The organism is Pseudomonas sp. X4 (genome assembly GCF_040784925.1).
GTDB lineage: Bacteria > Pseudomonadota > Gammaproteobacteria > Pseudomonadales > Pseudomonadaceae > Aquipseudomonas > Aquipseudomonas putida_Z.
In genome coordinates, this window is the sequence record NZ_CP160798.1 from 4,188,680 (window position 1) to 4,211,379 (window position 22,700).

Here is a 22,700-nt window from a genome sequence, read left to right on the forward strand (position 1 = left end):
TTGCACCCCATTGCCAACTTGCGCGGCCCCCGGTCTTCCTCCTGCTTTCCGAGATCCAAGATGTTGCGTAAATCCCTCAGAGTGCAAATTCTCTCCCTGCTCGGCGGCAGTCTGGTGGCGATGTTGCTGATCGCCCTGGTGTGCTTCCAGTTCCTCTCCTCCAGCGTGCGCGGCTACGCCGAGCTGGTCGACGGGCCGCTGCGGGCCTCGCAGTTGATCGACGAAGCCAACCTGCAGTTCAAGATCCAGGTGCAGGAGTGGAAGAACGTGTTGTTGCGCGGGCGCCAGCCGGCTGACATGGACAAGTACTGGCAGCAGTTCCAGGCTCGGGAGCAACAGGTGCAGCAACTGCTCGGGCAATTGATCGACAGCAGCGACGCCAGGCTCAAGGCGCCGCTGCAGCAACTGCGTGACAGCCACCGGCAGCTGGGCCAGGCCTATGCGCAGGGTCGCCAGGCATTTATGGCGGCGGGCGGCGACCCGGTGGCCGGCGACCAGGCGGTCAAGGGCGTGGACCGCGCTGTCAGCGAGCAGATGAGCGAACTGGTCGAGCAACTGCGTGCCGAAGCCCGTCAGCACGCCGCCAGCCTGAGTGCCGGCGCCGAGCGCACGGTATGGCTGGGCTTGCTGGTGATGCTGGCTTCGGCCGTGCTGGTGGGGCTGCTCAGCCTGTGGTTGGTCAACCGCAGCCTGGTCGAGCCGATCCGCCAGTTGATCGACTATGTCGCGCAGCTTAGCCAGGGCCGCTTTGCCGCCCGGGTAGATAGCCGCCGCGAGGACGAACTGGGCCGCCTGGCGCGGGCCGCCAACACTCTGCGCGATTTCCTCGCCGACACGGTCGGCCGGCTGCAGGACAACGCCCAGGAACTGGAAGGCGCCAGCGGCCAGCTGCGCAGCATCGCCGGCGACATGGCCCGTGGTACCCACGACCAGTTCCAGCGCACCGACCAGGTGGCCACGGCCATGCACGAGATGTCCGCCACCGCCCAGGAAGTCGCGCGCCACGCCGCCGAGGCCGCCCGCGCGGCGGACGACGCCGACCACAGTGCCCAGGCGGGCGAGCAGGTGATGCAGCAGACCATCGACATCATCGGCGCGGTCAACCGAGAAATTGCCGGCACGGCGGCGGTGATTCGCGACTTGGAGCATGACAGCACGCGCATTGGCAAAGTGCTCGAAGTGATCCGTGGCATTGCCGAGCAGACCAACCTGCTGGCGCTCAACGCGGCCATCGAAGCGGCCCGTGCCGGCGAGGCCGGGCGAGGTTTTGCGGTCGTCGCCGATGAAGTGCGCAGCCTGGCCCAGCGCACGGCGGCGTCGATCGCCGAGATCCACCAGATCATCGAGGCGGTGCAGTCGGGGGCGGTGGAGGCGGTCAAGGCCATCGAAAGCGGCCAGCAGCGCAGCGAGGAGGGTGCCGAGCAGGTGCAGCAGGCCGGGCAGATGCTGCAGCGCATCACCCTGGCAGTGGAAGCGATCCGCGACATGAACCGGCAGATCGCCACGGCGGCCGAAGAGCAGACCAGCGTGGCCGAGGACATTTCCTGCAACCTGATCGAAATCACCCGCATCGCCACGGCCAACCAGCAGGCGGTGCAGCATACCGAACAGGCGGGGCAGCGCCTGCATGGGTTGTCGGGGCAGCTGGGTGAAGTCACCTCCCGCCTCACCGCCTGACGCGGCTCTTGTGGGAGCGGCCTTGTGTCGCGAAAGGGCCGCAAAGCGGCCCCGGCAATCTCTGCACGGACGCTGATATCCTGGGGCCGCTGCGCGGCCCTTTCGCGACACAAGGCCGCTCCCACAACGGTGCGGCGCCAGGTTGGCTACTGGGGAAACCCGCCACTTCCACTGCTTCATTCCATCCCCTCTGGCGGATTGTCGCCATCTACCCCGTCGCCCGCCCCCTGTATTCACTGCTCCAGACCCAGTTGGCACGTTCCCTGCTCAAGGCGGCGCGCGTGTACACAACAACTGGATAACATCAATGAAGAAATTCCTGCTGACGTTCCTCTGCCTGGGCGTCATCGGCTGCTCCAAACCCGCGGAGCCGGAAAAGACCGTCGACGTGCTGCTGATCGGCGGTGGCATCATGAGTGCCAGCCTGGGCACCTACCTCACCGAGCTGGAGCCTTCCTGGAAGGTCGACGTCTACGAACGCCTGGACCAGGTGGCCGAAGAAAGCTCCAACGCCTGGAACAACGCCGGTACCGGTCACTCCGCGTTCTGCGAGCTGAACTACACCAGCGTCGGCAAGGACGGCAGCATCGACATCAGCAAGGCCGTTGGGGTCAACGAGCAGTTCGAGGTGTCCAAGCAGTTCTGGGCCTACCAGGTCGAGCAGGGCGTGTTGAACAACCCGAAGTCGTTCATCAACAACGTGCCGCACATGAGCTTTGTCTGGGGTGACGACAACGTCGCCTTCCTGCACAAGCGCGTCGACGCCCTGCAGCACAGCTCGCTGTTCCGCGGCATGGAAATCTCCGAAGACCACGAGCAGATCCGCAAGTGGGCACCGCTGGTGATGGAAGGCCGTGACCCGGAGCAGAAAATCGCCGCCACGCGCATGGCCATCGGCACCGACGTGAACTTTGGCGAAATCACCCGCCAGTTGTTCGCGGCGATGACCCGCAACCCCAATGTGTCGCTGAACCTGCGTCATGAAGTGCGCGACATCGTGCGCAACGACGACGGCACCTGGCATGTGCGGGTGGCCGACCTGGCCAACGGCGGCGAGGAAAAGGCCGTCAACGCCCGCTTCGTGTTCATCGGTGCCGGTGGTGGCGCGCTGAAGCTGCTGCAGAAGTCGGGCATCCCTGAAGCCGAAGGCTATGCCGGCTTCCCGGTCGGTGGCCAGTTCCTGATGACCGACAACCCCGACCTGGTCGCCCGCCACCAGGCCAAGCTGTACGGCAAGGCCTCGGTCGGCGCGCCGCCGATGTCGGTACCGCACCTGGACACGCGAATGATCGATGGCAAGCAGGTGCTGCTGTTCGGCCCGTTCGCCACCTTCTCCACCAAGTACCTCAAGCACGGCTCGCTGCTGGACATGTTCGCCTCGCTGAACAGCCACAACGTGCTGCCGATGGTCAATGCCGGTATCGACAACATCGACCTCAGCACCTACCTGATGGGGCAGTTGATGCTCAGTTTCGATGACCGCATGAACGCGCTGCGCGAGTACTTCCCCAACGCCAAGAACGAAGACTGGAAGCTGCTGCAGGCCGGCCAGCGGGTGCAGGTGATCAAGAAGGACCCGGTACTGGGCGGTGTGCTGCAGTTCGGTACTGAAGTGGTGGCGGCCCAGGACGGCAGCATCGCTGCATTGCTGGGGGCATCGCCGGGTGCCTCGACCGCGGCGCCGATCATGCTGACCGTGCTGGAAAAGACCTTCAAGGACCGTATCCAGTCGCCAGCCTGGCAGGCCAGGCTCAAGGAAATCGTGCCAAGCTATGGGCAGAAGCTGAACAACAACCTGGCGCTGACCAACCAGACCCGGGCCTGGAGCAGTGAGCGCCTGCAGTTGCTGTATGTGCCGGTGGAGGCTGAGGTGTCGCACTGACACATGTGGGAGCGGCCTTGTGTCGCGAAAGGGTCGCAACGCGGCCCCAGGATTTCAGCCAGGCTGCACAAGTTGCTGGGGGCTGCCTTGCAGCCCTTTCGCGACACAAGGCCGCTCCCACAAGGGGGGCGCGCGCTGGGGCAGGGCACTTTTCAAGGCACAACAAAAAGCCCGCACTAGGCGGGCTTTTTGACGAGGATTTGGTCGGAGAGACAGGATTCGAACCTGCGGCCTTCTCGTCCCGAACGAGACGCGCTACCTGGCTGCGCTACACTCCGATGAAGGAAATCCTACTGCATACTTTTTTTGCACGCAAGCCCTTGTTGTTAAAAGGGCCTTTGCAAAAAACAGGCTGCGATCAGAGCTCTTTGACGGTGCGGATCTGGTCCTTGTTCAGGCGTGTGCGCTTGCCGTCCAGCTGCTCGAATTCGTAGAAACCGGAGTCTTCATCGAACTTCGGTGTGTCGGTGGCCTGGATTTCGCGACCGTCGTTCAGGGTAATGACGGTTGGCGATGCGCAGCCAGCGAGGGCGCCCAGGCCCAAGGCGAGCAGGAAGGCGGGTAGGGTCCGTTGAATCATCGTGTTTCTCCAGTGCGATGGTGCTAGATGACATTAAGACGCAGGGCGTCCACGCAAGTTCCGTCTACAGTGCAGCATAGCGGCAAACCCTGGGCATTGATCGAGGGCAAGGGCCACGGGCGTCACGCTGTGATGGGCGCGCGCTGTGTTATAACTGCGGCCATCCCATCTTCTTGTGACGGACCCCCATGAAAGCCAAGGCAGATACCCCCTTCGTGCCGCTGAACATCGCCGTGCTCACGGTCAGCGACACCCGTACTTTCGACACCGATACCTCCGGCCAGCTGTTCGTCGACCGGCTGAGCGCGGCTGGCCATCGCCTGGCCGAGCGCGTGCTGCTGAAAGACGACTTGTACAAGATTCGCGCCCAGGTCGCCACCTGGATTGCCGATGACAGCGTGCAGGTAGTGCTGATCACCGGCGGCACCGGCTTTACCGGCCGCGACAGCACGCCCGAGGCCGTGGCCTGCCTGCTGGACAAGCAGGTAGAAGGCTTTGGTGAGCTGTTCCGGCAGATTTCCGTGGCCGACATCGGCACCTCCACCGTGCAGTCGCGCGCCCTGGCCGGGCTGGCCAACGGTACCCTGGTGTGCTGCCTGCCGGGTTCGACCAACGCGGTGCGCACCGGTTGGGACGGTATCCTCGCCGAGCAGCTGGATGCCCGCCATCGCCCGTGCAACTTCGTGCCGCACCTGAAGCAGGCAGCGGCCTGCGACAGCCGTGGCTGAGGTCCGCCATGCCCGGCCGCTGATGCCGGTAGAACAGGCCCTGGAGCAGCTGCTGGCTTTGGCCGAAGCGGCACCGATCCGCGACACCGAGAACCTGCCGCTGGCCGAGGCCGAGGGCCGTGTGCTGGCCACCGACCTGGTGGCCTCGCTCGACCTGCCGCCTTGGCCGAACAGTGCCATGGACGGTTACGCCCTGCGCCTGGCTGACTGGCAGGGCGAACCACTGCCGGTCAGCCAGCGGATTTTCGCCGGCCATGCGCCGCAGCCGCTGCAACCGGGCACCTGCGCGCGCATCTTCACCGGGGCACCGCTGCCCGAAGGTGCCGACTGCGTCGAGATGCAGGAAAACACCGAAGTGGCGGAGGATGGCCGGGTACGCTTTCTCGAAGCGCTGAAGACCGGGCAGAACATTCGTCCCCAGGGCCAGGAAACCCGCAAGGGCGAACAGGTGATGAGCGCCGGCACCCGGCTGGGGCCGATCGAGCTGGGCCTGGCCGCGACCCTGGGCCATGGCCGGCTGGACGTGGTGCGCAAGGTGCGGGTGGCGGTGTTGTCCACCGGTGACGAATTGGTCGAACCCGGCCTGCCGCTGGGGCCGGGGCAGATCTACAACAGTAATCGCCGGCTGCTGGTCAGCTGGTTGCAGCGGCTGGGCTGCGATGTGGTCGATGCGGGCATTCTGCCGGATGACCTGGCGCGCACCCGCAGCTGCCTGGCCGAGCTGGGCGATGTCGACCTGATCCTGTCCACCGGCGGTGTCTCGGTGGGGGAGGCCGACTACCTCGGCGCCGCCCTGCGCGAAGCTGGCGAGCTGGCCTTGTGGAAGCTGGCGATCAAACCGGGCAAGCCGCTGACCTTCGGCCACTTCCAGGGCGTGCCGGTAATCGGCCTGCCGGGTAACCCGGCCTCGACCTTGGTCACCTTCGGCCTGCTGACCCGGCCCTACTTGTTGCGGCGTCAGGGCGTGGCCGATGTCACGCCGTTGCGCTTCGACATGCCGGCCGGCTTTGACTGGCCCAAGCCTGGCACGCGCCGCGAGTACCTGCGCGCCCGCATCGAACAGGGCCAGGTGCGCATCTACAAGAACCAGAGCTCTGGCGTGTTGCGCAGTGCGGCCTGGGCCGAGGGGTTGGTGGAGGTGCGCGAAGGCAGTACGCCGAAGCAGGGTGACAGCGTGCCGTTCATCCCCTTCAGCGAACTACTTGGCTGAGCGGCCCAGTCAGGCACTGGCCAGCGGCGTGGCCTCGGCCGGTGCCGCCAGTGCCAGGCGCATGTGCACGTTCTCCAGTTGCTGGGCGGCCACGCTCCAGTCGTGGCGCTGGCGGGCGAACTGGCGCCCGGCGTCGCTCAACTGGCTCATGCGCCAGGGCTGGTTGAGCAACTGGGTGATCAGCAGGGCCAGCTGGTCGCCATCCTCACTGCCCAGGTAGTGCTCACCATTGTTCGCGGCCAGGCCTGAAACACCTTTGCCGGTGGTGATCACCGGCAAGCCGGCGGCCATCGCTTCGAGGATTTTCACCTTGGAGCCACCGGCATAGCGCAGCGGTGCGAAGAACAGTGCCGAACGCCGCTGCAGTTCACGCAGGTCGGGGCGGTAGCCGAACCATTCGATGCGCGGGTCGTTCCAGTGCAGTTTCCAGCTGGCCGGCATGGCATGCCCGGCAATCGCCAGGCGCACTGCCGGGTTGCTCATCCAGACCTGCGGCATGATGTCTTCCAGCGCCCATTCGATGGCCTCCAGGTTGGCGCCATACTCGAAGTTGCCAACGAACAGCAGGCGCTGGCTGTGCAGCGCGGGTTGCACGTGCTGGTAGAAATCACAGTCCACGCCATTGACCACCACGTTCACCGGGCGCCCGCTGATCTGCGCGATCAATTCGGCATCGTGGGCGCTGACTGCCACCAGTTCGGTGGGTTGGCGCAATACCCGCTGTTCCCAGCGTCGATAGCGCCAGCGGTCGAAGGCGTTGAGCGGGCGCAGCCATAGCGGCAGGCGATCGTGGCTGGCGCCACCCATCACCGACTCCAGGGTGTGCTCGCTGAGCATGTACGGCAGTCCGCGTGCCTGCAGGGCCTTTTCGAAGGGCTGGAAACTGTAGCTGTGTTCGATCTGGATCACGTCCCAGGGCTCGTCCAGCAATTGCTCGAAGCGGTGCCGCAGGCAAGGGGCCAGGCCATTGATGATTGCCCGCATGGGGTAGGCGATGATCGGCGAGGCCAGCAGGTTCAGCGGGCTGTGCAGGGGCCGACGGGGCAGCACGATCAGGCGCTCGAGCAGCGGTTCCAGGGCTTCGCGGGCGGCATCGCCGAGCGGGATCTTCGATTGCACCAGCAGGGTAATCCGGTGGCCCCGCTGTGCCAGTGCGCGTATCAGGTGGTATTGCCGGGTCTTGCTGCCGCTGGTGGTTGGCCAGGGCAGGTACGGCAGTGTCCAGAGAATGCGCATGACCCGAAATCCTCGCTAAAGGCTGCGGATAGCAAGACGCGCCCGTGGGCAGCAGTGGTAGAACCACTGCCGGGGGCGCGTCCGTGGCAATAAAGTGTATCTGCTGAGCATAGCCGTGCATTGCCAGGCGTGTGGGAAAAGACCGGCCGACGCTTGTCGGTTGATGCCCACAATCGATCGCGTTGGCCTGCTATTTTTTCGGGCGCATGCAACGATCCGCAATTGCAAAGGGTCGAGATCTGGGTTGATCACTTCACGGAGGCGCGCACATGCAAGGGCGCAAGGCAATGCTGATCCTGCACGGCAAGCAGGCCATGAACGAAGACGTGCGCAGCGCCGTGCATGGCCTGCGCGACAGCGGCTGGGTACTGGATGTGCGGGTCACCTGGGAGGCCGGCGACGCGCAGCGCCTGGTCACCGATGCGCTGGCCGCCGGCTACGGCCATATCGTCGCCGGAGGCGGCGATGGCACGCTGCGTGATGTCGCCGAGGCCATGGGGCAGGCAGGTACCGAGGCTACCCTGGCGTTGTTGCCGCTGGGCACGGCCAACGATTTTGCCAAGGCCGCCGGCATACCCCTGGAGCCTGCCACGGCCCTGGCATTGCTGAACATACCCGCACGGCCAATAGACCTGGGCCAGGCCGGCGACCATTTGTTCCTCAACATGGCCACGGGCGGTTTTGGCAGCCAGGTCACGGCCAACACCTCCGAAGACCTGAAGAAAGTGCTGGGCGCGGCTGCCTACCTGTTCACTGGCTTGTCGCGCTTCAGCGAACTGCAGGCAGCCTCGGTGGAGCTGCAAGGGCCGGGCTTCGACTGGCAGGGTGACCTGCTGGCGCTGGGGATCGGCAATGGCCGCCAGGCCGGGGGTGGGCAAGTGCTGTGCCCCGAGGCCCTGGTGGACGACGGCTTGCTCGACATCGCCATCCTGCCGGCACCACAGGAGATGGTCGGGGCGCTGCGTGAGCTGTTGGCTGGCAACGGGTTGTTAGTCAGGGCCAGGTTGCCCTGGGTCGAGATCAAGTGCTCGCAGGGCCTGGACATCAACCTTGATGGCGAGCCGGTGCAGGCCGACAAGTTGCGCTTCCAGGCCAGGCCCGCTGCACTGCGCCTGCACCTGCCGGAGGGGTCGCCGTTGCTCAGTCGTCCAGGCTGATGATTTTCTCGCGCACGGCGAACAGGACCAGGCCGGCCACGTCATGGATCTGCAGGCGTTTCATGATTTGCGAGCGGTGGGTTTCCACGGTCTTGATCGACAGGCCCAGGCCGGTGGCGATTTCCCGGGTGGACTTGCCACGCACGATCAGGCGCAGGATTTCCAGCTGTCGCGCCGTGAGGTTATGCCGCTCGCCCGCGGGTTGCTTGCCCTGCCTGGCGTGCTGCAGCGCCTGGTTGATGACCGTATGGGCGATGGCTGGGCTGAGGTAGCGCTCGCCGTTGCGCACCGCGGCCAGGGCCTGTTCCAGTTCGGTGGCGCTGGTGTCCTTGAGCAGGTAGCCGTGGGCGCCGCTTTCCAGGGCCCGCATGATCAGGTCCGGGTCGGTGTGCATCGACAGGATCAGCACCTTGCAGGTGTTGCCGCTGGCGCGCAGTTGGGTGAGGGCGTCCAGGCCGCTGGTCGAGCGCATGGAGATGTCCAGCAAGACGATGTCCGGCGCCAGCGTGCGCACCTGTTCGAGCAACTGGCTGCCGTCGTCGGCTTCACCGATCACGTCATAGCCGGGGATGTCGCAGACCAGTGCGCGCACCCCGGCGCGGATCAGCGAGTGGTCGTCTACCAGCAGCAGTCTACAGGTCATGGGTTGCAGTACTCCTGGCGCGTTCCTGGGTGCGCGGTGGCCATGGGAACATTGCCTCGATGCGCGTGCCCAGGCCGAGCTGGCTGGTGATGTCCAGGCTGCCCTGCAACGCGGTTACCCGCTCCTGCATGCCGGCCAAGCCCCGCTGGCCTGCTTCGGCCGGTTGCCTGGCTGGCACGAAGCCGCGGCCATCGTCGTGGATCGATAACGCCAACCCCTCGGGGGTGCGCTGCAGGCGGACGACCAGGTTGCGTGCCTGGGCGTGGCGCAGCATGTTGGTCACGGCTTCCTGGGTAATGCGGAACACCGCCATGGCCACGGCCTCGTCGATGCCGCCCAGGCGCTGGTTGCACGCCAGGCTCCAGTGCACGCCGCTGTTGCCCAGGGTGCGCACCAGGTGTGCGCGCAGGCTGGCCTCCAGGCCCAGGCTGGCCAGCTGCCGCGGGTTGAGCAGGGCGGAGACATCGCGCACGTTGCCCAGGGTGTCATCCAACGTGCTGCGCAGGGCGTCGCAGTGGCCTTGCAGGTCATCGGGCATACGCTTCTGCAGCCACTGCAGTTGCAGCTTGGCGGCGGTGAGCAGCTGACCGATGTCATCGTGCAATTCCCGGCTCAGGTGCTGGCGCTCGTCTTCCTGGACCTTGAGCATGCGCTCGGCCAGTTCCGCCGGGCGCAGGTTGATCGACCTGGCGCCCAGAGCCAGGTGCACGGCAGCGCCCAGCGTGGCGGCCAGCTGCAGCAGCAGCAGGCTGGCCGGGATCGCCTGGTCGGTCAGGTACAGCGACAGGGTGGCGACCAGCGAGGCCACGCACAGCCCGACCGTCGCCCAGCGCAGCAGGGTAGTGCGGAAGCAGCACCGCAAAGAAGTCTTCAAGCGTGGAAACATAGGTAGGGAAGCCACTGAAGTATTGCTGATGGAGGCCTTGCACAATCCATGTCAGAGGCTTTGGAGCAGTACTTTATATTTTCTTTCGAACGCGTGATCTTGCGACCTTGCTGCAGGTCGCAAGCGTTTGTGGGGCCGCATATTACCACTTCGCAGTGCATTGGTCGCGATCGGGTAACGCTATGAAACGCCTCCGGGGCGGGCGCTGGAGGGTAGCAAAGTGCCACTTGGCTTGATCGCACAACAGGCACTTGCCATTGAACTTGCGCGCTGTTGATTCAACTTGGCCCCCGGCAACCTGGAAAACTTCGAGAACTTTCCAAGTTCGACCTGGGTGGGCCTGAATAAACGTGCCCGGCTGCATTTCAAGCCAGTTCAATATGTGGCAGATGAGCGGCCGGAGTGCGTGCTGCCTGCCGTCTCGGTATGCGGGTGGATGCACACGCTGCCTTGCTCGTCGCAGGAGGTGCAGGGTTGTGCAAACGTTTGCTGCACGGCCTTGGCCAGTTCACCCAGCAGTACCAGCTGCTCGCCGATGTCCAGGTTGAGCCGCCCGGTGCAAGGGTCGACCAGTTCCAGTTGCCAGGCCAACAGGGTCAGGCAGGCCCCTACCGCGGGCAGGGCTTCGCGCTGCAGGCGACCGACCTGGCAGGCCGGTGCCAGCAACTGCTGCAGGGCGGTGGTGTAATGGGCGACTTCGCGCAGGCCCAGGTGTGTGGCCTGTCGAGCAAGGTTGTCGAGGGCGTTGTCCAGGCAGTGGCAGGCATCCGGGTCGTTGTCGATCAGCTCCAGATGCTGCAGGCATTCCTGGGCCTGGGTCAGCAATACCTGGGCATCCAGCAGGAACCCCTGCAGGGCGTTATCGAACGACAAGGCGCTGTCCATCATGATGCCCCCGCGCGTGGGGCGGGCGCAGGGGACGGGCACGCCAAAACGATAGCTAGCAAAAGCCTGACTCCATTCATGCAATGAGAATGGCGTCACATTAATGGCTAAAGGATATCGCGAACATCAGGTTGCACCCGATTGTGGCTAAGGGTTTCCCTGATAAGGGCCTCAGGTGGGGAACTTTTACTGTCCCGCTTAATCACCCGTGATTCCCGCAGTAAAGCATGATGGTAAAGTGATATCAATCGCCTTCACGGCATTTTCCCGCAAGGGTCAAGGTGTGCGTGAAGCCGCCGATACAGGGTGGATGATTTCACTTTTTCCGACTCAAGCCTGGGGGCTTTCCAATGGCTGGCATTCTCGACACGGTAGACCAACGCACGCAACTGGTGGGTGAGAACCGCCTGGAAATCCTGATGTTTCGTCTGGCCGGCCGCCAGCTGTTCGCGATCAACGTGTTCAAGGTGCAGGAAGTGCTGCAACTGCCCAAGCTGACCCTGATGCCCCAGCGCCACGCGTTCGTCTGCGGTGTGGTCAACCTGCGCGGCCAGACCCTGCCGGTGATCGACCTGTCCCAGGCGATCGGCATGCGCCCGCTGCAACCGGGGCCGGACAGCACCATCATCGTCACCGAATACAACCGCTCGGTGCAGGCTTTCCTGGTGGGCGGTGTCGACCGCATCGTCAACATGAACTGGGAAGCGATCATGCCGCCGCCATCCAGCGCCGGACGCCAGCATTACCTGACCGCCATCACCAAGGTCGATGACAAGCTGGTAGAAGTGATCGACGTGGAGAAGGTGCTGGCCGAGATCGTGCCGTACAACGCGCGGGTTTCCGGCGACAAGCTCGCCGACCCGGTGCTGGCCCGGGCCCGTGGCCGCGAAGTGCTGCTGGTGGACGACTCCAGCGTGGCCCTGGCGCAATTGCGCGACACCCTGTCCCAGCTGGGCGTGAAGCTGCACGTGGCCAGTGATGGCCTGAAGGCGCTGCGCATGCTCAAGGGCTGGGCTGACGCTGGTGAGGATGTGTGCGAGAAGCTGCTGATGGTGTTCACCGACGCAGAGATGCCGGAAATGGATGGCTACCGGTTGACCACCGAGATCCGTGGCGATGCCCGTTTGCGCCGGCTGTACGTGGTGTTGCACACCTCGCTGTCGGGTAGTTTCAACGAATCCATGGTGAAGAAGGTGGGCTGCGACAACTTCCTGTCCAAGTTCCAGCCCGATCGCCTGGTCGACGTGGTCAAGCAACGCCTGTTGCTGGATGCCGCTACCGCGTGATCCCGGCCCCTGCCGGGTATAAGCTTGGCGTTTTGGCATGACGCGAGGCGGCAGGGATGTTTCTCAGTGAGCTGTATCGGTACCCGGTGAAGTCGGGGCAGGCGCAACGCCTGCAGGCTTCACCGGTGGGATTGCTGGGGTTGCAGGGTGACCGGCGCTGGATGGTGGTGGAGGAAGAAAACGGACGCTTCCTTACCCAGCGCGCCTGGCCTCGGCTAGGCCAGATCAAGGCTAGCGATGATGACAGCGGCCAGTTGCTGCTGGAAGCACCTGGGCAGGCACCGTTGCGGGTGCCTGTGCCGCCTGCCGATGACGCCCTGCGCGGCGTGACCATCTGGCGCGATACCCTGCGCGCGCCGGATGCGGGCGATGCGGCGGCGGCCTGGCTGAGCCAACTGCTGGGCAAGGCCGTGCGCCTGGTGCATTGCCCGGAGCAGCGCGCGCGTTACCTGCCCAATGGCTATGGCTTCAACAGCGACCGGGCGGCGTTCCCGGACGGTTTCCCGTTGTTGCTGATCGGCCAGGGTTCGCTGGACGAACTTGACCGGCGTATCGGACGCCCCATGGAGATGCTGCGCTTTCGGCCCAACCTGGTGGTGCAGGGGGCTGAACCGTTTGCCGAAGATGGCTGGAAGCGGATTCGTATCGGCAGCCTGGAGTTTCGCGTGCTCAAGCCCAGTGTGCGCTGCATCTTTACCACCATCGACCCGGCTACCGGCGAGCGCAGCGAGGACCGCGAGCCGATGGCCACGCTCAGGACCTTCCGTGAGAAGGAGGGGGATGTGCTGTTCGGGCAGAACCTGGCGGTGGATGGCAGTGGGTGGTTGGAGGTAGGGATGAAGGTCGAAATCCTGGAGTAGCTGTGTTGCCTGTTCCGGCCTCTTCGCGGGCTTGCCCGCTCCCACAGGATCACCACAGCTTTCAAGGCTTGTGGAGTACCTGTGGGAGCGGGCAAGCCCGCGAAAGGGCCGGCACAGGCTCAGTAGCAATCACATGTCATCGAAATACCGCTCATGCCAATCCACCAGTGGCTGCGGCGAGTTCAGCTTCTGCCCGTAGATCACCGAATACGACAGCACGTTCTGCACATACTGGCGCGTTTCGTCGAACGGGATCGACTCCACCCACACATCGAAGCTCAGGTGCTTGGCGCCTTTGAGCCACTGCCGCACGCGCCCGGGCCCGGCGTTGTAGGCTGCCGAAGCGAGTACCCGGTTGCCGTTGAACTGGCTGTGCACCTGGCTCAGGTAGGCCGCACCCAGCTGGATGTTCTTGTCCGGGTTGAGCACCTGCGCCGGGGATGCCAGCGGGATGCTGAACTTGCGCGCGGTTTCCTTGGCCGTGGCCGGCATCAACTGCATCAGGCCGCTGGCACCCACCGGGGAACGGGCATCCTCCATGAACGCGCTTTCCTGGCGGGTAATGGCGAATACCCAGCTCGAATGCAGGCCGCGGACCTTGGCCTCGCGCACCAGGGTGTCGCGGTGGGCCATCGGGAAGCGAATGTCCAGGTCGTCCCAGTACTGCGCCTGGCTGATGGTGCGAATGGCCGGGAAGTACCAGCGCAGGTCGTAGCCCAGGCGCGCCTGGGCGACCATTTCGTCGCGGGTGAAGTGTCGGCTGACGTGGTACCACTCGCGGCGGCCTTCGACGATCTGGCCACGGGCGTGGAACTCCAGGGCACGGCGGATGCCCGGGGTGTTGCGTACCTTGTTGACCAGCTGCGGGCTCAGCACCAGCGGCTTGTTGTTCAGCTGGTAAGGGGTCTGTGCCCGGTCGGCGGCGAGGAAGCCGTAGAAGTCACGCTCACGCGCCACGGTCTTGTACAGCAGTGGGATCTGAGGGTTGTTCGGCTGTGCCAGCTCCAGGCTGCGCGCCTGCCAGTACTTCCAGCGGCTGCTGCTGGCCAGGTCCTGGGGCAGGCGGCGGGTCAGTTCGTAGGCGTCTTCCCAACGGCCCAGGCGCAGCAGCAGGCGCAGGCGCCATTCGCTGACGGTGTTGTCACGCAGTTCGGGGTCGTAGCGGGTCATCAGATCGAGTGCGCGCGGGTCGTAGCGGCGCGCCAGGGTCAGGCCGATCTCACGGGCGATGGCCACCTTCTCGTCACGGGAAAAGTGCATGCGCTGGGCGTAGTCGTCGAGCAGCGCCATGGCCCGCTCCGGGTCCTGCCGGGCCAGGCGGCGCAGGCCGAGGCTGACCACGTCGGACATGGCTTCGTTGACCGGGGTGAAGCGCGACGGCTGGTTGAGCAGCTCGGGTTTCTGCGCCACATCGACCAGCAGGCGCCCCTGCGGGGCGAGGGTGGTCAGGGTCTTGACCAGGTTGTTGGCCAGGCCGTAGTTGCGCGCCTGGGCCGCCAGCTTGGTGCGTTGCCAGCGCTTGGCCTCGGTCAGCTGGCCCTCGGCCGCCCACATGCCGAACAGCGTGTCGCAGGTGGCCGGCTGCGACTTGCCGACGTTCCACAGTTTGTCGGCCGTGGCAAAACCTTCGGCGCGCAGGCCGTGGCTGAGCTGGTACTGGCCGTTGAGGCAGTCCAGTTCGGTGAAGTTGAGCTTGGGGTCGTAGTACTTGGCGAAGGTGTTCCATTCGCCGCGTTCGGCCAGCCAGCGCAACCAGCGCAGCTTCATCCAGTTGGCCTGGGGCAGGTCGCCATGCTTGGCGAGGAAGCCTTCGATTTCCTGGTTGCTGGCGGTTTTCAGGCGGGCGGTGAGTTCGTCATAGGCCAGGTAGGGCGTCAGCGGGTAGTCGCTGAGGGCCTGGGCATAGCGCAGGTACGGGCCTTTGTCGCCTTTGGCCAGCGCGCGCTTGGCCTCGTCATAGTATTGGCGTTGCAGGGTAAGGTCGGCGGCCTGCGCCGCGCAGGTGGCGGCGGTGAGCAGCAGGCAGGATGCAATATGTAACAGGCGGCTGCGCATGATACGTCCGGGCAGTTGAACCATGGGGAAGTGACGGCGGAGCCAGCACTGTTGGAAGCTATTGCCTTAGCTTAGCTGTTTGCCGGCGGCGGGTGAAAGCACTGTGCTTGTATCGGGATATTAAGTTCGACCAGATGTCGCAAAGGCCTCGCCGGTTGGCCAGGCGGATGCCGTCGAGGGCCAAGTCAGGTAGAATGCGCGCCCGATTTATGGAGACCAACATGACCCTGCTCAAATTCAGCGATGTGTCCCTCGCATTCGGCGCCATGCCGCTGCTGGACAAAGTGTCCTGGCAGATCGCTCGTGGCGAGCGGGTGTGCATCATCGGCCGCAACGGCACCGGCAAGTCGAGCATGCTGCGCCTGGTCAAGGGCGAGCAGAAGGGCGACGACGGCGAAATCTGGCGTGCCCCAGCCCTGAAGATCGGCGAGCTGCCGCAGGAACTGCCGGTGGCCGACGAGCGCACGGTGTTCGATGTGGTGGCCGCAGGCCTGGATGGCGTGGGCGAGTTGCTGGCGCAGTTCCACCACCTGAGCCTGAACATCCAGGGCGATGAAGACCTGGAAAAACTCATGCACGTCCAGCACGAGCTGGAAGCCCGTGACGGCTGGCGCCTGCAGCAGGTGGTGGAAAGCACCCTCAGCCGCCTGCAGCTGCCGGCCGACAAGACCCTGGCCGAATTGTCCGGTGGCTGGCGCCGCCGCGTGCTGCTGGCCCAGGCGCTGGTGTCGGAACCCGACCTGCTGCTGCTCGACGAACCGACCAACCACCTGGACATCGGTGCCATCGCCTGGCTCGAAGAGGCCCTGCGCGGCTTCAACGGCGCGGTGCTGTTCATCACCCACGACCGTTCCTTCCTGCAGAACCTGGCCACCCGCATCCTTGAACTGGACCGCGGCGGCCTGATCGACTGGAACGGCGACTATGCCAGCTTCCTGGTGCACAAGGAGGCCGCGCTGGCCGCCGAGGAAACCGCCAACGCATTGTTCGACAAGCGCCTGGCTCAGGAAGAAGTGTGGATCCGCCAGGGCATCAAGGCCCGCCGCACCCGCAACGAAGGCCGCGTACGTGCGCTGAAGGCCCTGCGCGTGGAGCGCAGCGAACGCCGCGAGCGCCAGGGCAAGGCCAACATCCAGATCGAGGCGGCGGAAAAGTCCGGCAAGCAGGTGATGGTGCTGGAAAACGTCAGCTTCCATCACCCCGACGGGCCTGTGCTGGTCAAGGACTTCTCCATGGTCCTGCAGCGTGAGGACCGCATCGGCCTGCTGGGCGCCAACGGTACCGGCAAGACCACCCTGCTCAAGCTGATGCTCGGCGACCTGGAGCCGACCACCGGCAAGGTCGAGCGCGGCACCAAGCTGGAAGTGGCCTATTTCGACCAGATGCGCCACCAGCTCGACCTGGAAAAGACCGTTATCGACAACCTGGCCGAAGGCCGCGACTTCATCGAGATCGACGGCCAGAACCGCCATGTGCTGAGCTACCTGGGCGATTTCCTGTTCAGCCCTCAGCGTGCCCGTACGCCGGTCAAGGCGCTGTCGGGTGGCGAGCGTGCACGGCTGTTGCTGGCCAAGCTGTTCAGCAAGCCGGCCAACCTGCTGGTGCTTGACGAACCGACCAACGACCTGGACGTGGAAACCCTCGAGCTGCTCGAGGAGGTGCTGTCCAACTACAAGGGCACCGTGCTGATGGTCAGCCACGACCGGGCCTTCCTCGACAACGTCGTCACCAGCACCTTGGTGTTCGAAGGCGAGGGCAAGGTGCGCGAATACGTCGGTGGTTACGAGGACTGGATTCGCCAGGGTGGCTCGCCGAAGCTGCTGGGCGTGACCGAGAGCAAGGGCGGCAAGTCCGAGCTCAACAGCGCGGTGGTGGAGAAGGTCGAGGCCAAGCCGGCGCCTGCGCCTGTTGCAGAGGTGGCCGATGGTTCGAAGAAGAAGCTCAGCTACAAGCTGCAACGTGAGCTGGAAATGCTGCCGGGGCAGATCGACGAACTGGAGCAGCGCATGGCCGAGGCCCAGGAAGAAGTGAATGCGGCGGGCTTCTATCAGCGGCCGATTGCGGAAACCTCGGCAGTGCTGGCCAAGATCGAGAAGCTGCAGGGTGAGCTGGATGTGCTGGTGGAGCGCTGGGCCGAGCTGGAAGGCTGACAGGCGTTAGCCTGATTCTACCTCTTCGCGGGTGAACCCGCTCCCACAAGGACCGCACCGCTGTTGAACGCGGTGCAGTACCTGTGGGAGCGGGTTCACCCGCGAAATGGCCGGCACAGGTTGAATCATTCCTTCTTCTGCAACCGCACCGCCAGTACATCGCACGGCGCACCATGCAGCACGTCATTGGCCGTGGACCCCAGCAGCAACGCCAGGCCGTGACGGCCATGGCTGCCGACCACGATCAGGTCGCACTTCTGGTCCTTGGCCAGCTGGTGGATTTCCTGGCGCGGCTGGCCATAGGTCAGGTGCGAGTCGCCGCGGTGGATGTCCGGGTATTTGTTGAACAGGCGGTCCATGCGTTCCTTGGCCTGGTCGAACTGCTGCTGTTGCAACTGCGACAGGTCCATCGGCACGTCACCGCCAAACGCCATGGCCATCGGCTCGACGATGTGTACCAGCGAAACCTTGGCATTCGACGGTGCAGCCAGCGCCATGGCACGTTTGATCACCGGGTCGCATTCTTCGGTCAGGTCGACGGCGACCAGAAGATGTTCGTAGGACATGAGCGGAACTCCTGACAATCGCGATAGAAGAAGTATGGTCGCTTTCGGGCGGGTCTTCCGTGAAAAATGGCTAACCAGCTCATTTGCAACGCTTTATGGGAACTACAGATATGACGGTATTGCTGGTGGTGTCAATCCTCGCGCTGATTCTCAGCCCGCTTTCCTGGTTGCGCACCTCGCGCAAGCAGAGCGAGCAGATGAAGCTGCGTCTGGAGGCTCGGCGCATGGGGCTGGCCATGCAGCTGGCGCCGCAGCAGTGGCCGCACTGGCTGGAAAAGGAGCCGCCAAGCCCGTGCCCGCAATACCACCGGGCACGTCGCCGCGGGCATGAGGACAGCTTCAGCTTCTGGCAGATCACCCCGGGGGTGTGGTGGAACCAGTGGCGTGAACCCTGCGAGGACCCACGCTTCATGGAGGCCCTGGCGCGCTTGCCGGCGAGTGTCTACAAGGTCGAGGCCGATGCCCGGATGATCGCGCTGTACTGGACCGAGCGGGGCGATACGGCTGTGTTGCAGGATATTGCCCACGTCCTCGAAACCTTGGCCTGAAATTTGCCTTTGCGCGGCCTCTGTGGGAGCGGGTTTACCCGCGAAGAAGGCGACTCGGTGGGTGGCACCGGCTTTGCCGGTGTTCGCGGGTAAACCCGCTCCCACAGGGCCACGCTAAGCCCGCCCATTGGTCTTCTCATCCGAAGGCAAGCACAAAACGACAAAGCGGCGGCTTGGCCGATCCCCTGAAGGGGTGGGGTGCCAAGTCGCCGCTTTGCGTTCTGCTGCGCAGAAAAGGCCAGGCAGGCCGGGTATGCATTCAAGCAAGTGCCAGTGTAGCCGTTCGAGGTCGCCGCGCAAGGCAAAAGCTGAGCATTCTCCCGCGGTTCATGGTCAATCGCCGACATGAATGGTCAGCAATCACTGTCATCATGTTTTGTACCAAGACGCTACAAAATGACTGGAAAGTCGTGTTTTCACCTTGCTCGCGAGCATTTGACAACGCCGATCTTTTCGGAGAATGTGTGCACACCCAAATCAAACGGGCGTATGAATTGAGCGTTTGTATGTCATGACGCCAAGCCATACTTCCGACTAGCGCGCTGACGGGTGTGCCTGGGGCAGGGCAGCTAGGCCTGCTTTTGCTGCAGCGATCGGCGTGTACTGTTCAGCTTCCATATCGTGGAGATCAGTTGATGATTTACGAAGGTAAAGCCATCACGGTTAAGGCTCTTGAAAGTGGCATCGTCGAGCTCAAGTTCGACCTCAAGGGTGAGTCCGTCAACAAGTTCAACCGCCTGACCCTGAACGAACTGCGCCAGGCCGTCGATGCCATCCAGGCCGACGCCTTGGTCAAGGGCGTGATCGTCAGCAGTGGCAAGGACGTGTTCATCGTCGGCGCCGACATCACCGAGTTCGTCGACAACTTCAAGCTGCCCGAGGCCGAACTGGTCGCCGGCAACCTGGAAGCCAACCGCATCTTCAACGCCTTCGAAGACCTCGAAGTGCCGACCGTCGCCGCCATCAACGGCATCGCCCTGGGCGGCGGCCTGGAAATGTGCCTGGCCGCCGACTACCGGGTCATGTCCACCAGCGCCAAGATCGGCCTGCCGGAAGTCAAGCTGGGTATCTACCCGGGCTTCGGTGGCACCGTGCGCCTGCCGCGCCTGATCGGTTCGGACAACGCCATCGAGTGGATCGCCGCCGGCAAGGAAAACCGTGCCGAAGACGCCCTGAAAGTGGGTGCCGTCGACGCCGTGGTCGCGCCTGAACTGCTGATGGCCGGTGCCCTTGACCTGGTCAAGCGCGCCATCAGTGGCGAGCTGGACTACAAGGCCAAGCGCCAGCCCAAGCTGGAAAAGCTCAAGCTCAACGCCATCGAACAGATGATGGCCTTCGAGACTGCCAAGGGCTTCGTCGCCGGCCAGGCCGGTCCGAACTACCCAGCCCCGGTCGAAGCCATCAAGACCATCCAGAAGGCTGCCAACTTCGGCCGTGACAAGGCCCTGGAAGTCGAAGCCGCAGGCTTCGCCAAGCTGGCCAAGACCTCGGTTGCCGAGAGCCTGATCGGCCTGTTCCTCAACGACCAGGAACTCAAGCGCAAGGCCAAGGCGCATGACGAAATCGCCCACGACGTGAAGCAGGCCGCCGTGCTCGGCGCTGGCATCATGGGTGGCGGCATCGCGTACCAGTCGGCGGTCAAGGGCACCCCGATCCTGATGAAGGATATCCGCGAGGAAGCCATCCAGCTGGGCCTGAACGAGGCCTCCAAGCTGCTCGGCAACCGCGTCGAGAAGGGCCGCCTGACCCCGGCCAAGATGGCCGAGGCACTCAACGCCATTCGCCCGACCCTGTCCTATGGCGATTTCGCCAATGTCGACATCGTCGTCGAGGCCGTGGTCGAGAACCCGAAAGTCAAGCAGGCTGTGCTGGCTGAAGTGGAAACCCAGGTGAAGGACGATGCGATCCTCGCTTCCAACACCTCGACCATTTCCATCAACCTGCTGGCCAAGGCGCTCAAGCGCCCGGAAAACTTCGTCGGCATGCACTTCTTCAACCCGGTGCACATGATGCCGCTGGTGGAAGTCATCCGTGGCGAGAAGTCCAGTGAAGTGGCGGTCGCCACCACCGTGGCCTACGCCAAGAAAATGGGCAAGAACCCGATCGTGGTCAACGATTGCCCGGGCTTCCTGGTCAACCGCGTGCTGTTCCCGTACTTCGGCGGCTTCGCCAAGCTGGTAAGTGCCGGTGTCGACTTCGTGCGTATCGACAAGGTCATGGAAAAGTTCGGCTGGCCGATGGGCCCGGCGTACCTGATGGACGTGGTCGGCATCGACACCGGCCACCACGGCCGCGACGTGATGGCCGAAGGCTTCCCGGACCGCATGAAGGACGAGCGCCGCTCGGCCGTTGACGCACTGTACGAGGCCAACCGCCTGGGCCAGAAGAACGGCAAGGGCTTCTACGCCTACGAAACCGACAAGCGTGGCAAGCCGAAGAAGGTCGCCGACGCCAGCGTGCTCGATGTGCTCAAGCCGATCGTCTTCGAACAGCGTGAAGTCACCGACGAAGACATCATCAACTGGATGATGATCCCGCTGTGCCTGGAGACCGTGCGCTGCCTGGAAGACGGCATCGTCGAAACCGCCGCCGAAGCCGACATGGGCCTGGTCTACGGCATTGGTTTCCCTCCCTTCCGCGGTGGTGCGCTGCGCTACATCGACTCGATCGGTGTGGCCGAATTCGTTGCCCTGGCCGATCAGTACGCCGACCTGGGGCCGCTGTACCACCCGACCGCCAAGCTGCGTGAAATGGCCAAGAACGGCCAGCGCTTCTTCAACTGAGCGGTCAACGAGCTAGAGCGAGAGATTTGATATGAGCCTGAATCCAAGAGACGTGGTGATTGTCGACTTCGGTCGCACGCCGATGGGCCGCTCCAAGGGTGGCATGCACCGCAATACCCGCGCCGAAGACATGTCGGCGCACCTGATCAGCAAGCTGCTGGAACGCAACGACAAGGTCGACCCGAAAGAAGTCGAGGACGTGATCTGGGGCTGCGTCAACCAGACCCTCGAGCAGGGCTGGAACATCGCCCGCATGGCCTCGCTGATGACCCAGATCCCGCACACCTCCGCGGCGCAGACCGTCAGCCGCCTGTGCGGCTCGTCGATGAGCGCGCTGCACACCGCCGCCCAGGCGATCATGACCGGCAACGGTGATGTATTCGTGGTCGGTGGCGTGGAGCACATGGGCCACGTCAGCATGATGCATGGCGTCGACCCCAACCCGCACCTGTCCTTGCATGCCGCCAAGGCTTCCGGGATGATGGGCCTGACCGCGGAAATGCTCGGCAAGATGCACGGCATCACCCGTGAGCAGCAGGATCTGTTCGGCCTGCGTTCGCACCAGCTGGCCCACAAGGCCACGGTCGAAGGCAAGTTCAAGGACGAAATCATCCCGATGCAGGGCTATGACGAGAACGGCTTCCTGAAGGTGTTCGATTTCGACGAAACCATTCGCCCGGAAACCACCCTCGAAGGCCTGGCGTCGCTGAAGCCGGCGTTCAACCCGAAAGGCGGTACCGTCACTGCCGGTACCTCGTCGCAGATCACCGACGGTGCGTCGTGCATGATTGTCATGTCCGGCCAGCGCGCCATGGACCTGGGTATCCAGCCATTGGCGGTCATCCGTTCCATGGCGGTGGCTGGTGTCGACCCGGCGATCATGGGCTACGGCCCGGTGCCGTCGACCCAGAAAGCCCTCAAGCGTGCTGGCCTGACCATGGCCGACATCGACTTCATCGAGCTCAACGAAGCCTTCGCTGCACAGGCCCTGCCAGTGCTGAAAGACTTGAAAGTACTCGACAAGATGGATGAGAAGGTTAACCTGCACGGCGGCGCCATTGCCTTGGGCCACCCGTTCGGTTGCTCCGGGGCACGGATTTCCGGCACCCTGCTCAACGTCATGAAGCAGAATGGCGGTACCCTGGGGGTGGCGACCATGTGCGTCGGCCTCGGCCAAGGTATCACCACTGTCTTCGAACGCGTCTGATCGCGTAGCGGGACAGCGACCGGGGCCTTGTGCCCCGGTTTTGTTTTTTACAGGTTTTATTCAAGAGGGTGGGCAACATGCAGATACAACCAGGCGTATACCGGCATTACAAAGGGCCTGAGTACCGTGTCTTCAGTGTTGCGCGGCACTCCGAAAGCGAAGAGTGGATGGTGTTCTACCAATGCCTGTATGGTGATTACAGCTTCTGGGTACGGCCACTTTCGATGTTCCAGGAGTCCGTCGAGGTTGACGGCGAGCAGGTGCCACGCTTTGCTTTGGTCAAGGCCGAAGAGGGGCTGCCCGGGTTGCTGGGCAAGTCGCACGAGTGATAGTCCGAACTTGACCTCACACTTTTGCCACT

At 64.0% G+C, this 22,700-nt stretch carries 19 protein-coding genes and 1 tRNA gene; 12 read left to right on the forward strand and 8 right to left on the reverse strand.

All coding sequences use genetic code 11. The features are described from left to right. Nucleotides 1-60: 60 nt before the first annotated feature. Both ABX298_RS18710 and mqo read left to right on the forward strand, forming a co-directional pair. A complete protein-coding gene (locus ABX298_RS18710; RefSeq protein WP_317409933.1) occupies nucleotides 61-1,677 on the forward strand; it encodes a methyl-accepting chemotaxis protein in 1,617 nt (538 codons plus the stop codon). A gap of 307 nt (nucleotides 1,678-1,984) precedes the next feature. Then, nucleotides 1,985-3,559, forward strand: coding sequence for a malate dehydrogenase (quinone) (mqo, locus tag ABX298_RS18715; RefSeq protein ID WP_075044209.1), 1,575 nt, complete (start codon nucleotides 1,985-1,987; stop codon nucleotides 3,557-3,559). 201 nt (nucleotides 3,560-3,760) lie between these two features. On the opposite strand, the gene ABX298_RS18720 is transcribed toward mqo, so the two are convergent. Beyond that, nucleotides 3,761-3,837: transfer RNA gene (locus ABX298_RS18720), tRNA-Pro, on the reverse strand. Between the two features lie 80 nt (nucleotides 3,838-3,917). Then, nucleotides 3,918-4,139 carry a YgdI/YgdR family lipoprotein gene (locus tag ABX298_RS18725; protein WP_025338312.1) on the reverse strand — a complete coding sequence of 74 codons (222 nt, stop codon included), beginning with the start codon at nucleotides 4,137-4,139 and terminating at the stop codon, nucleotides 3,918-3,920. A gap of 188 nt (nucleotides 4,140-4,327) precedes the next feature. Here ABX298_RS18725 and moaB point away from each other — a divergent pair, with 188 nt between their 5' ends. Together moaB and glp are read left to right on the forward strand one after the other, a co-directional pair. Next, nucleotides 4,328-4,867: a molybdenum cofactor biosynthesis protein B gene (gene moaB, locus ABX298_RS18730; protein ID WP_025338313.1), complete on the forward strand. Its 540-nt coding sequence runs from the start codon at nucleotides 4,328-4,330 to the stop codon at nucleotides 4,865-4,867. A 22-nt stretch (nucleotides 4,868-4,889) separates the two neighbouring features. After that, entirely contained in the window at nucleotides 4,890-6,077 is a 1,188-nt protein-coding gene (gene glp, locus ABX298_RS18735; protein WP_317409937.1) for a gephyrin-like molybdotransferase Glp, read from the forward strand. A 9-nt stretch (nucleotides 6,078-6,086) separates the two neighbouring features. Here the strand turns inward: glp and ABX298_RS18740 are convergent, their stop codons facing one another. After that, nucleotides 6,087-7,313 (reverse strand): glycosyltransferase family 4 protein, encoded by a 1,227-nt coding sequence (locus tag ABX298_RS18740; RefSeq protein WP_075044210.1) that lies wholly within the window; start codon nucleotides 7,311-7,313, stop codon nucleotides 6,087-6,089. Between the two features lie 269 nt (nucleotides 7,314-7,582). Between ABX298_RS18740 and yegS the strand changes: the two genes are divergently transcribed. Next, a complete protein-coding gene (yegS, locus tag ABX298_RS18745) occupies nucleotides 7,583-8,470 on the forward strand; it encodes a lipid kinase YegS (protein ID WP_367393465.1) in 888 nt (295 codons plus the stop codon). Here the strand turns inward: yegS and ABX298_RS18750 are convergent. The 3 genes from ABX298_RS18750 to ABX298_RS18760 all read right to left on the reverse strand — a co-directional run bounded on the left by ABX298_RS18750 (nucleotide 8,454) and on the right by ABX298_RS18760 (nucleotide 10,884). Next, nucleotides 8,454-9,113 carry a response regulator transcription factor gene (locus tag ABX298_RS18750; protein WP_025338317.1) on the reverse strand — a complete coding sequence of 220 codons (660 nt, stop codon included), beginning with the start codon at nucleotides 9,111-9,113 and terminating at the stop codon, nucleotides 8,454-8,456. The two genes, yegS and ABX298_RS18750, sit on opposite strands and share 17 nt — an antisense overlap. Then, nucleotides 9,103-9,999: a sensor histidine kinase gene (locus ABX298_RS18755; RefSeq protein WP_084785094.1), complete on the reverse strand. Its 897-nt coding sequence runs from the start codon at nucleotides 9,997-9,999 to the stop codon at nucleotides 9,103-9,105. The genes ABX298_RS18750 and ABX298_RS18755 overlap by 11 nt, the downstream gene beginning before the upstream one ends. A gap of 375 nt (nucleotides 10,000-10,374) precedes the next feature. Continuing rightward, nucleotides 10,375-10,884 carry a hypothetical protein gene (locus tag ABX298_RS18760; protein WP_025338319.1) on the reverse strand — a complete coding sequence of 170 codons (510 nt, stop codon included), beginning with the start codon at nucleotides 10,882-10,884 and terminating at the stop codon, nucleotides 10,375-10,377. A gap of 350 nt (nucleotides 10,885-11,234) precedes the next feature. Here ABX298_RS18760 and ABX298_RS18765 point away from each other — a divergent pair, with 350 nt between their 5' ends. Together ABX298_RS18765 and ABX298_RS18770 are read left to right on the forward strand one after the other, a co-directional pair. Next, complete coding sequence (locus tag ABX298_RS18765) at nucleotides 11,235-12,170, forward strand: chemotaxis protein CheV (RefSeq protein ID WP_013971705.1); 936 nt, start codon at nucleotides 11,235-11,237, stop codon at nucleotides 12,168-12,170. A gap of 56 nt (nucleotides 12,171-12,226) precedes the next feature. Beyond that, complete coding sequence (locus ABX298_RS18770) at nucleotides 12,227-13,030, forward strand: MOSC domain-containing protein (protein WP_286101352.1); 804 nt, start codon at nucleotides 12,227-12,229, stop codon at nucleotides 13,028-13,030. Nucleotides 13,031-13,159: 129 nt separating this feature from the next. Here the strand turns inward: ABX298_RS18770 and ABX298_RS18775 are convergent, their stop codons facing one another. Further along, a complete protein-coding gene (locus ABX298_RS18775) occupies nucleotides 13,160-15,085 on the reverse strand; it encodes a transglycosylase SLT domain-containing protein (protein WP_075044214.1) in 1,926 nt (641 codons plus the stop codon). A gap of 221 nt (nucleotides 15,086-15,306) precedes the next feature. Here ABX298_RS18775 and ABX298_RS18780 point away from each other — a divergent pair, with 221 nt between their 5' ends. Further along, entirely contained in the window at nucleotides 15,307-17,235 is a 1,929-nt protein-coding gene (locus ABX298_RS18780) for an ATP-binding cassette domain-containing protein (protein WP_025338322.1), read from the forward strand. Nucleotides 17,236-17,360: 125 nt separating this feature from the next. On the opposite strand, the gene ABX298_RS18785 is transcribed toward ABX298_RS18780, so the two are convergent. After that, nucleotides 17,361-17,801, reverse strand: a complete 441-nt coding sequence (locus tag ABX298_RS18785) for a universal stress protein (RefSeq protein ID WP_013971709.1) — start codon at nucleotides 17,799-17,801, stop codon at nucleotides 17,361-17,363. A 110-nt stretch (nucleotides 17,802-17,911) separates the two neighbouring features. Between ABX298_RS18785 and ABX298_RS18790 the strand changes: the two genes are divergently transcribed. The 4 genes from ABX298_RS18790 to ABX298_RS18805 all read left to right on the forward strand — a co-directional run bounded on the left by ABX298_RS18790 (nucleotide 17,912) and on the right by ABX298_RS18805 (nucleotide 22,668). After that, nucleotides 17,912-18,349, forward strand: coding sequence for a hypothetical protein (locus ABX298_RS18790; protein WP_013971710.1), 438 nt, complete (start codon nucleotides 17,912-17,914; stop codon nucleotides 18,347-18,349). Nucleotides 18,350-18,984: 635 nt separating this feature from the next. Continuing rightward, nucleotides 18,985-21,132 carry a fatty acid oxidation complex subunit alpha FadB gene (gene fadB, locus ABX298_RS18795; protein ID WP_367393466.1) on the forward strand — a complete coding sequence of 716 codons (2,148 nt, stop codon included), beginning with the start codon at nucleotides 18,985-18,987 and terminating at the stop codon, nucleotides 21,130-21,132. A gap of 31 nt (nucleotides 21,133-21,163) precedes the next feature. Continuing rightward, complete coding sequence (gene fadA, locus ABX298_RS18800) at nucleotides 21,164-22,339, forward strand: acetyl-CoA C-acyltransferase FadA (RefSeq protein WP_013971712.1); 1,176 nt, start codon at nucleotides 21,164-21,166, stop codon at nucleotides 22,337-22,339. A 77-nt stretch (nucleotides 22,340-22,416) separates the two neighbouring features. Further along, nucleotides 22,417-22,668, forward strand: a complete 252-nt coding sequence (locus ABX298_RS18805; protein ID WP_023661154.1) for a DUF1653 domain-containing protein — start codon at nucleotides 22,417-22,419, stop codon at nucleotides 22,666-22,668. Nucleotides 22,669-22,700: the final 32 nt, after the last annotated feature.